The sequence below is a fragment of the Variovorax sp. GW821-FHT06D12 genome (genome assembly GCF_059419205.1).
In genome coordinates, this window is sequence record NZ_JBWKRI010000001.1 from 1,308,916 (window position 1) to 1,318,011 (window position 9,096).

Below are 9,096 nucleotides of genomic sequence, written 5' to 3' on the forward strand. Positions count from 1 at the left end.
GATGCGCAAGTCAGCGTCGCGCGGTGCGCCATTCGGCGGCGATGGCGGCGAGGTCGGCGTCCGGCCGTTCCTGGGGCGCCCTGGGCATGGCGGGCACGGTGCGGCTGAAGCGCGGCGCCGGGGCCGGCTGCACCACGCCCTCGACCTCGACGAAGGTGCCGCGCGCCTTCATGTGTGCGTGCTGCGGCGCCTCGGCAAAGGACAGCACCGGCGCAAAGCAGACATCGCTGCCTTCGAGCAGGTCGCACCACTGTTGCCGCGTGCGCGACTTGAAGCGCTGCGCGATCTGCACCTTGGCCTGTGCCCATGCGCCGCGGTCGTGCTGGTCGCCGAGCGCTGCAGCATCGAGGTCCAGCTTCTGCAGCAGTTGCGCATAGAAGCGCGCCTCGATCGGGCCGACCGAGATCCATCCGCCGTCCTGGCATTCGTAGACCTCGTAGAACGGCGCGCCGGTGTCCAGGATGTTGGTGCCGCGCCGCTCGTCCCACAAGCCCGCGGCATGCAGGCCGTAGAAGGAGGTGGCCAGCGAGGCCGCGCCGTCGACGATGGCGGCATCGACGACCTGGCCCTGGCCGGAGCTGCGCGCTTCCAGCAGCGCCGCCAGCACGCCCATCACCAGGTAGAGCGCGCCGCCGCCCATGTCGCCGGCCAAGGCCAGAGGAATCGAAGGCGCCTGATCCTTGCGGCCGATGGCGTTCAGGGCGCCGGTCAGCGCGAGGTAGTTCACGTCATGGCCGGCCGCATGGGCGAGCGGACCGGTCTGGCCCCAGCCTGTCATGCGGCCGTACACGAGGCGCGCATTGCGCGCGAGACAGATCTCAGGACCGAGCCCGAGGCGCTCCGCCACGCCGGGCCTGAACCCCTCGATCAGCACGTCGGCGTTCTCCACGAGTTCCAGCACCTGCTCGACGGCCGCGGGCTGCTTGAGGTCGAGCGTCGCGCATTGGCGGTTGCGCAGCAGCAGGTTGTATTTGGCCGGGCGCTTGACGCCCAGGTCGGCCGCCTCGGTGCGATCGATGCGCAGCACCGTGGCGCCCAGGTCGGCCAGCAGCATGCAGGCCATGGGGCCCGGGCCGATGCCGGCAAGCTCGACGATCCTGATTCCTTGCAAGGGTCCCATTCGCTTGTCTCCTTCTATGCGTGGCGGCTTCCTGCCACGCGGATTGGTCAAAACTCAGGCCAGGACCGGCGCGGACAAGCGCAGCCGGACGAAATCGAACAGCCCGTCGGGCTGCGCCAGCAGGGCCTCGCCCAACAGGCGCGCGCATTGCGTCTCCGTGCCCGGCACGGCCCGCCACTCATGCAGGCGGCGCGTGTACAGCCCGAGCACGTGTTCTTCGGTGATTCCGATGGCACCGAACACGGCGTGCGCGATGGCGCAGACGCTGCGCGCCGCCTCGCAGGACCGCAGCTTCGCGGTGGCGGCCAGCAGCGGATCGGGTTGCACGCCCGCAGCGCTGCAACCCAGGCGTGCGGCCAGCGTGGCCGAATGCGCCTGCTCGCCCAGCACGCTGAGTTCCTGCTGCACAGCCTGGAACTGCGCGATCGGCCGGCCGAACTGCTTGCGGTCGCGCGCGTAGTCGGTCACCAGTTCGAGCACGCGCGCCATGGCGCCCGCCATGCCTGCGGCGTGAAGTGCATTGCAAAGCCCCACGGCATCGGCCGCGCCCGCATCGAAGCGCACCACGGCGAGATCAGGTGTGTGCCACTGCAGGGTGGCCGAAGCCTGCGGACGCCATGCACCCGGCGTGGCCGTTGCACGATCGCGCGGCAGCAGCAGCCATTCGCCTTGCCAGCTCACGAGCACCTGCTGCGCGAGCGCGCCGCCGGGCACGTCGCGGCAAACGACGGAACCCGCGTCGCCGGGAACACCCGGTGCGATCGCGATGGGGCCGGCGCCGCGCCGCTCGCCATGCCCCGCCGCAGCCAGCAGTGCGCGCGCGACGGCGGTCTCGCCGAAGGGAAGCCCGAGCCCGGCCTTGCCGGCGGCGAACACGAGCGCGAACAGCTCGCGCAGCGACAGGCCTGCGCCGCCCTGCGCTTCCGCCACGAGTGCATCGGTGTAGCCGAGCGCATCGATGGCCTGCCACAGCGCGTCGGTGGGCGCGCCGGCTTCGACGGCGCGCAAGGTGTCGTCCGTGCACAGCGCGCGCAGCGGGCGTTCAAATTCGTCAAGGAGTGTGTCGTCCATCATGTGTCCTTGTGTGCGGCGCTGCTAGCGAACGCCCAGCCCGCGGGCGATGATGCCGCGCATGATCTGGCGCGTGCCGCCGCGCAGGGAAAAGCTCGGCGCCAGTTGCGTCACGTAGGCCAGGGTCTGCAACAGGCCAGCCGACGGCACGGGATGGCCGGGCGCGTCGAAGGCTTCCTCGATCCATCCGGGTATCGCCTGTTCGAACTCGGTGCCCAGGTCTTTCACCAGCGAGGCCTCGAACGCGGGATCGAGCCCACGGCCCAACTGCTCCGCCACGGCCAGCGACATCGCGCGCAGCACCGCCATGCGCGCGGCGATGCGCCCCGCGATGACCTGCACGCCGGCAGCCGGCGCCGGGCCCTGGCGCAGTTCGGCGAGCCAGGCTTCGGCGAGCACCAGGCTGGAGTAGATGCGCTCGGGTCCGCTGCGCTCGAAGGCCAGTTCGGCCGTCACCTGTTGCCAGCCCGCGCCCTCTTCGCCAACCAGGGCATCGGCCGGCAGCTCGACGTCCTCGAAGAGCACTTCGCAGAAATGCCCGTCGCCGCTGAGGTCGCGGATCGGCCGCACGGTGATGCCGGGCAGCGTCAGGTCGACCAGCAACTGCGACAGGCCCTTGTGCCGATCTTCCGGCGTGCCCGAGGTGCGGACCAGGGTGCACATGTAGTGCGCGCGGTGCGCATTGGTCGTCCAGATCTTGCGGCCGTTCAGGCGCCAGCCGGTGGCGGTGGGCACGGCCCGCGAGCGGACACTGGCCAGGTCGGAGCCGGTATCGGGTTCGCTCATGCCGATGCTGGTGAAGAGTTCGCCGCGCGCGATGCGCGGCACGAAGAACGCGCGCTGCGCCTCGCTGCCGTAGCGCAGGATCAGCGGCGCGGTCTGCCGGTCCGCGATCCAGTGGGCCGAGACGGGTGCGCCCGCGGCGAGCAGTTCTTCGAGCAGCACGAAGCGCGCGAAGCTGCTGCGCCCGGCGCCGCCATAGGCCTTGGGCAGCGTCAGGCCGATCCAGCCCTGGCGCCCGAGCGCGCGGCTGAAGTCGGCGTCGAACCCCATCCAGGAGCGCGCCCGCACGGCCGGCGCAACGCCGTGCAGCGCCGACTGCAGAAAGGCGCGCACCGGCGCGCGCAGGGCTTCGTCCTCCGGTGGAATCGCGACCAGCGAAAACGATTGCAGGGTGTTCAATGGTGTGTCCTCACAGATGCTTCATCGGGTTTTGCCCGCTTCATTCGGGTGGGTGCAAGCGCCATAATCCGCGTGGCTCCTGCACCGTTTGGCAGCCGCAGCGGGCCACCCGTTACTGCCGCAATCACCGAGACATTCGCCCCCATGGAGCTTCGCCAACTGCGGCAGGTCGTCGTCCTGTCGGAGACGCTCAACTTTCATCGCGCCGCAGAGCGGCTGCACATGGCGCAGCCGCCGCTGTCCACCTCGATCAAGAAGCTCGAGGAAGAACTCGGCGTGCTCCTGTTCGACCGGCTCTCCACCGGCCTGCGGCTCACGGCCGCCGGCGAAGCCGTGCTGCAGAACGCCAAGCGCGCACTGTTCTTCGTCGACGAGGTCCGCCGCGCGGCCCGCGACGGCGTGGCGGGCGAAGAAGGCCTGCTGCGTATCGGCTTCGTCGGCTCGGCCACCTATTCGCTGATGCCGCAGATCGTGCGCAGCTTTCACCGCCAGTACCCGCGCGTGGACCTGGAGATCGAGGAGTCGACCACCACCGATCTGCTGCGGCGCATCGAAGACCACTCGCTCGACCTCGCGCTGGTGCGCTACCCGGTGCTGACGCCGACGGCCGCGGAACTCACGGTGCTGCAGCTGGACCACCTGGTGCTGGCCGTGAGCGCCGATTCGGCCTTCGCGCAGCGCAGCGAGATCGCCATCGCCGAGCTGGAGGGCGAGCCCTTCATCGCGTACTCGCGCACGCTGGTGCCCACCATGCATGTGCTGACCATGCAGGTGTTCCAGGATGCCGGCGTGCAGCCGCGCATCACGCAGGAGGCGGTGCAGGTCCAGACGATCCTCGGCCTGGTGGAAAGCGGCCTGGGCATGGCGCTGGTGCCGGCGGTGGTGCAGCGCTACGCCAGCAACGGCGTTCGCCTGATCCCGCTGACCGACATGCCGTCCAAATACACCGTGGGCATCGCGATGGCCACGCTGCCCGACGCCTTGACGCCGGCCGCACGCAATTTCATCGCGGTGGCGCATGCTGCTGTCCAGCCTTCTGCAACGCAGCCACCGGCTCAGTCTTCGTAGCCGATGTTGGCGGTCTTCACGATGCGCCGGGTCTTCTCGATCTCGGCCCGCTGGAACTCGCCGAAGGCCTGCGGCGCGCCGTAGAACACCGCCCCGCCCTGCAAGGTGATGAAGGTCCTGGCCTCGTCGCTGTCCATCAGCTCCTTGATGGCCTGCGACGCCCGGGTGAGCACGGGCTCGGGCACGCCCGCGGGAAAGAACACGCCGGTCCAGGCATAGGACTCGTAGCCGGGCGTTCCGCTTTCGCTCACGGTCGGCACCTGCGGCAGTTCCTTGATGCGTTCGTTGGCGGCGACGGCCAGCGCACGCACCTTGCCGCCGCGCAGCAGCGGCATCACCGCGCTGACCTCCGCCATCGTGTAGTCGATGTTGCCGCCGGCCAGGTCGGTCATGGCCGCCGAGGTGCCCTTGTAGGGCACGGCCGTGGCCTTGATCTGGTTGCGCTCGTGCAGCAGTTCGAGCGCGACGCGGTAGGTGGCGGTGCCGCTGCCGAAGTTGAGCTTGCCCGGCGCCTGGCGCGCAGCCACCACCAGGTCTTGCAGGGTCTTGAAGGGCGAGCTGGCGGGCACGACCAGCACCATCGGAAAGCGGGCGATGCGCGCCAGCGGCTGGAAGTCTTTCACCGCGTCGTAAGGCAACTGCCGGAACACGGCCACGTTGGTCACCATCGGCGAGTTGCTGGCGACGAACATCGTGTAGCCGTCGGCCGGTGCGGTGGCCACGGCGCGCGCGGCGATGAAGCTGTCGGCGCCGGGCCGGTTGTCGACGAGGAAAGGCTGACCGAGTTTTTCGCTCAGGTGCCGGGCCAGGAAGCGCGCGGTGGTGTCGGCGCCACTGCCGGGCGGCAGCGACACGATGATCTTGACGGGCTTGTCCGGATACCCGGCCGCGGTCGCCAGTGCGGCGGCGCAACCCAATGAAAGCGCCAGCAGCCAGCGCGCGAGGAAAGGGGTCTTCATGTCTCTGGTTCCTTGTCGTTGTTGTCCGGCCCGCCGATCGCAGGTCCGATGCCTGTCTTCTTATTCGGCCTCGATGCCCGCGGCCTGCACCGCGCCGGCCCAGCGCTTGAGCTCCGCGCGCAGGTAGGTGCCGAACTGCTCGGGCGTGGAAGACTGGAGCAGCACGCCTTGCGGCTCGAACTGGCCGCGCAGGCTCGGGTCGGCCACCACCTTGTTGACGGCTTCGTTGAGCGCCTTGACGATGGCCGGCGGCGTGCCCTTGGGCACCAGCAGGCCGTGCCAGGTGGGTGCGTCAAAACCCGGGATCAGCGACTCGCCCAACGCCGGCACGCCGGGCAGCACGCCGATGCGCGCCTTGCCGGCCACGGCCAGCGCGCGCACGCGGCCATCGCGGATGAAAGGCAGCGACGAGTTCACGGCGTCGAGCAGGAACTGGGTCTGTCCGCTCATGAGGTCGGCCATGGCGGGGGCGGTGCCCTTGTAGGGCACATGCATCGCATCGAGCTTCAGGGCCTGCAGGAACAGCGCGACGCCCAGGTGCGTGACGTTGCCCTGTCCGCCCGAGCCGTAGGCGAGCTTGCCGGGCCGCGCCTTCATGTACTGCACGAACTCCTCGATGTTGGCGACGGGCAAGCTCGGGCTTGCCATGAGCACGGTCGGGATCAGCGCGGGCAGCGCCACGGGCACGAGATCGCGCAGCGTGTCATAGGGCAGGTTCTTGTGCAGCGCCGGACTGATGGCCAGGCCCGACGAGTGATACAGCACGGTGTAGCCGTCCGGTACGGAGCGCGCGACGAACTCGGTCGCGATGTTGCCGCTGGCGCCGGTGCGGTTGTCGACGACCACCGGTTGCCCCAGCAGTTGCGAGAGCCTGAACCCGATGGCGCGTGCCACGACGTCGGTGGGCCCGCCCGCAGCGTAAGGCAGCACCAGCCGGATCGGCTTCTGCGGCCAGGCTTTGGGTTCATCGGCCGCGCGGGCCAGGGGCATCGCTGCGAGCGCACCCGCAGCGGCAAGGATGTGGCGCCGTTGAAAGGACATGGTCATTCCCCGCTGTCAGGTGCGCGCCGCGGCACGGGCCTTCGCCGCATCGAGAAAGGCATCGAGCGCGGACTCGTGCGCGGCGGTGTGGTGCGCCAGTGCCTGGAAGCCTGCCGACATCTCCAGCACCGTGTCGAGCCGCGCGTGCTGTGCTTCGCGCAGCAGCCGCTTGGTCATGCGCAGGGCGTGCGACGGATTGCTGGCGATGCGCTGCGCGAGCCGCAATGCCGTGGGCATCAGCGCATCGGGCTCGACCACATCGGAGACCAGCCCCCATTGCAGGGCCTGCGCGGCATCGATGGGATCGCCGGTGAAGGCCATCTCGCAGGCGCGCGACATGCCGACCGCCCGGGGCAGCAGCCACGCGCCGCCGTCACCCGGAATCAGCCCGAGCTTGACGAAGCTTTCGGCGAACACGGCCGTGCGGGACGCGATGCGGATGTCGCACATGCAGGCCAGATCGCTGCCCGCGCCGTAGGCCGGCCCGTTGACGGCCGCGATGGTCGGCACCTCGAGGTTGCACAGCGCCAGCGGCAGGCGCTGGATGCCGTCGCGGTAGGCGTAACGGCTGTGCACCGGCTCGCCGAGCCCGCTGCCGATGGTGTCGCGCAGCGTCTTCAGGTTGCCGCCCGACGAGAACGCCGTGCCGGCACCGGTCAGCACCACGGCGCGCACGGACAGGTCGCGGTTGACGGTGTCGCACAGCGCGATCAGCGACTCGACGGCATCCGCGTCGGACAGTGCATTGCGGGTCTGCGGACGGTTCATCGTCACCACTGCGACGCCGCCGTCGCGCTCGATCTTGAGGAAGTCTTCCATGTCAGTGCGCCTTCTTTTCGTCTGCCGGCTTCATGCGCATCATGCGCAGCGGCGTGTAGGTGAGAACGGTCTTGCCATCCTGGTTGAGAACCGAATTGCGGGTGCGCACGAGGCCGCGTCCCGGCTTGGCGGTGGGGCGTCGCTCGATCACTTCGCATTCGACATGGATCGTGTCGCCCACGAAGGTCGGCGCGGCGATGTCGAGTTCCGCATTCAGGAACGCCAGGCCCGTGCCCTGCATGGACGGCGTGATCAGGCCTTCGGCGAAGGCATAGACCAGCGCACCCGGCACCACCCGGCCCGCAATCGCCATGTGCGCCCGGTCGCTGGTGTCGGTGAACAGCTCCTCGTTCAGCCAGCTCAGGTTGATGAAGCTCACGAGGTCCGCCTCGGTCACGGTGCGGGAACGGGAACGAAAGCGCATGCCTGTTGGCAGCTCGTCGAAATGGAAGCCGGTGTTCAGCTGGATCAAGGGTGCGCTCCGTTCAGGTCCATGCGGTGGCGGTTCAACTCGCTTCGGAAATCAGTTCGGCGGGCAACAAGGTGGCGCCCTGCGCAGCCAGTGCCTCGATCTGCGCCGCGCTGTAGCCGGCCTCGGCCAGCACCTCGGCGCTGTGCTCGCCGAGCCGGGGCGCCTGGCGCACCACCGTGGGGGGCGAGTCGGACCATCGCGTCGCGATCGCCATGGCGCGCAGGCGTCCTTCGCTGGGGTGTTCCACGGTTTCGAAGAACCCCACGGCCTTGAGGTGCGGGTCGTCCATCAGCGACTCGAGGGTGTGCATCGGCATGACGGGGATGTCGGCGGCTTCGAGCCGTGCGGTCCAGTCGGCTGATGTGCGGGTCTTCATCACCTGGCCCACCAGCTGGTACAGCTCGCCGATGTTCTCGGTGCGCCGGCCGATGGTGCTGAAGCGTGGATCGGCCTCCATCTCCTGCGACTTGCCGATCAGGCCGAAGAAGGTCTTCCACTGCTTGTCGTTGTAGATCAGCACGCACAGATGACCGTCCAGCGTCGCGTAGGGACGGCGATGCTCGTTGAGCAGCCGCGCATAGCCGGCAGGCCCGATCGGCGGCTCGAAGGTGCAGCCGCCCATGTGGTCGCCCAGAACGAACTGCGCCATGGTCTCGAACATGGGCACGTCGATCGATTGCCCCCTGCCCGTGCATTCGCGGTGGAAGAGCCCCGCCGACACGGCGTTGGCCGCGCTCATGCCCACGATGCGGTCGACCATGGCACTGGGCACGTAGCGCGGCACGTCGGCGCCCGCGCGCACGCCCAAGGTGGGAATCGCGGCCGCGCCCTGGATCAGGTCGTCATAGGCCGGCTTGGCCGCATAGGGCCCGTCTTGCCCATAGCCGTACACGCCGACATACAGGATGCGCGGATTGACGGCAGCAATGGCGGCGTAATCCAGCCCCAGGCGCGCCATGGCCTGCGGCCGGACGTTGTAGATGAGCACGTCGGCATCGGCAGCGAGCCGCAACAGCGCGTCGCGGCCATCGGGCTGCTTGAGGTCCAGCACCACGCTGCGCTTGCTGCGATTGGCGTGCAGGAAGATGCCACCCATGCCGGGATTGCGGCCGGGCCCGATGCCGCGCACCGTGTCGCCGCCGGGCGACTCGATCTTGATGACATCGGCGCCCAGGTCGCCGAGGATCTGGGTGGCATAGGGCCCCATCAGCACCGCGGTCATGTCGATGATGCGCACACCGTCGAGAGGTCCGCTCATGGGGCCCCCTGGCTTTTCGAAGCCGGTATCGCGGTGCGCGAAAGGAAGCGACCCGCCGCTTCTGTCCTTGTGTCCATTCGGTCTCCCGTATCGTTGGAACGATGCT

The 9,096-nt window shown here is 69.2% G+C and carries 9 protein-coding genes; 1 reads left to right on the plus strand and 8 read right to left on the minus strand.

The window, feature by feature from the left end:
* Positions 1-10: 10 nt before the first annotated feature.
* Genes AC07SQ_RS05955 through AC07SQ_RS05965 form a run of 3 tightly spaced genes read right to left on the minus strand, consistent with a single transcriptional unit; the run spans position 11 to position 3,373 of the window.
* Entirely contained in the window at positions 11-1,120 is a 1,110-nt protein-coding gene (locus AC07SQ_RS05955; protein ID WP_495270437.1) for a CaiB/BaiF CoA transferase family protein, read from the minus strand.
* A 54-nt stretch (positions 1,121-1,174) separates the two neighbouring features.
* Positions 1,175-2,191, minus strand: coding sequence for an acyl-CoA dehydrogenase family protein (locus AC07SQ_RS05960; protein WP_495270436.1), 1,017 nt, complete (start codon positions 2,189-2,191; stop codon positions 1,175-1,177).
* Between the two features lie 24 nt (positions 2,192-2,215).
* The gene (locus tag AC07SQ_RS05965) at positions 2,216-3,373 is read right to left on the minus strand and encodes an acyl-CoA dehydrogenase family protein (protein ID WP_495270435.1); all 1,158 of its coding nucleotides are present in this window, start codon (positions 3,371-3,373) and stop codon (positions 2,216-2,218) included.
* A 144-nt stretch (positions 3,374-3,517) separates the two neighbouring features.
* Here AC07SQ_RS05965 and AC07SQ_RS05970 point away from each other — a divergent pair, with 144 nt between their 5' ends.
* The gene (locus AC07SQ_RS05970; protein WP_062474040.1) at positions 3,518-4,441 is read left to right on the plus strand and encodes a LysR family transcriptional regulator; all 924 of its coding nucleotides are present in this window, start codon (positions 3,518-3,520) and stop codon (positions 4,439-4,441) included.
* Here the strand turns inward: AC07SQ_RS05970 and AC07SQ_RS05975 are convergent.
* The 5 genes from AC07SQ_RS05975 to AC07SQ_RS05995 all read right to left on the minus strand — a co-directional run bounded on the left by AC07SQ_RS05975 (position 4,429) and on the right by AC07SQ_RS05995 (position 8,990).
* The gene (locus AC07SQ_RS05975; protein WP_159276120.1) at positions 4,429-5,400 is read right to left on the minus strand and encodes a Bug family tripartite tricarboxylate transporter substrate binding protein; all 972 of its coding nucleotides are present in this window, start codon (positions 5,398-5,400) and stop codon (positions 4,429-4,431) included. The two genes, AC07SQ_RS05970 and AC07SQ_RS05975, sit on opposite strands and share 13 nt — an antisense overlap.
* Before the next feature lie 60 nt (positions 5,401-5,460).
* A complete protein-coding gene (locus tag AC07SQ_RS05980; RefSeq protein WP_495270434.1) occupies positions 5,461-6,441 on the minus strand; it encodes a tripartite tricarboxylate transporter substrate binding protein in 981 nt (326 codons plus the stop codon).
* 15 nt (positions 6,442-6,456) lie between these two features.
* Entirely contained in the window at positions 6,457-7,260 is an 804-nt protein-coding gene (locus tag AC07SQ_RS05985; RefSeq protein ID WP_062474043.1) for a crotonase/enoyl-CoA hydratase family protein, read from the minus strand.
* A gap of 1 nt (position 7,261) precedes the next feature.
* Positions 7,262-7,684 carry a hotdog family protein gene (locus AC07SQ_RS05990; protein WP_354345135.1) on the minus strand — a complete coding sequence of 141 codons (423 nt, stop codon included), beginning with the start codon at positions 7,682-7,684 and terminating at the stop codon, positions 7,262-7,264.
* 82 nt (positions 7,685-7,766) lie between these two features.
* A complete protein-coding gene (locus AC07SQ_RS05995; RefSeq protein WP_495270433.1) occupies positions 7,767-8,990 on the minus strand; it encodes a CaiB/BaiF CoA transferase family protein in 1,224 nt (407 codons plus the stop codon).
* Positions 8,991-9,096: the final 106 nt, after the last annotated feature.

Coding starts and splice junctions, on each gene's coding strand:
- AC07SQ_RS05955 (WP_495270437.1), bottom strand. CDS start 1,120: ATGGGACCCTTGCAAGGAATCAGGATCGTCGAGCTTGCCGGCATCGGC.
- AC07SQ_RS05960 (WP_495270436.1), bottom strand. CDS start 2,191: ATGGACGACACACTCCTTGACGAATTTGAACGCCCGCTGCGCGCGCTG.
- AC07SQ_RS05970 (WP_062474040.1), top strand. CDS start 3,518: ATGGAGCTTCGCCAACTGCGGCAGGTCGTCGTCCTGTCGGAGACGCTC.
- AC07SQ_RS05975 (WP_159276120.1), bottom strand. CDS start 5,400: ATGAAGACCCCTTTCCTCGCGCGCTGGCTGCTGGCGCTTTCATTGGGT.
- AC07SQ_RS05980 (WP_495270434.1), bottom strand. CDS start 6,441: ATGTCCTTTCAACGGCGCCACATCCTTGCCGCTGCGGGTGCGCTCGCA.
- AC07SQ_RS05985 (WP_062474043.1), bottom strand. CDS start 7,260: ATGGAAGACTTCCTCAAGATCGAGCGCGACGGCGGCGTCGCAGTGGTG.
- AC07SQ_RS05990 (WP_354345135.1), bottom strand. CDS start 7,684: ATGCGCTTTCGTTCCCGTTCCCGCACCGTGACCGAGGCGGACCTCGTG.
- AC07SQ_RS05995 (WP_495270433.1), bottom strand. CDS start 8,990: ATGAGCGGACCTCTCGACGGTGTGCGCATCATCGACATGACCGCGGTG.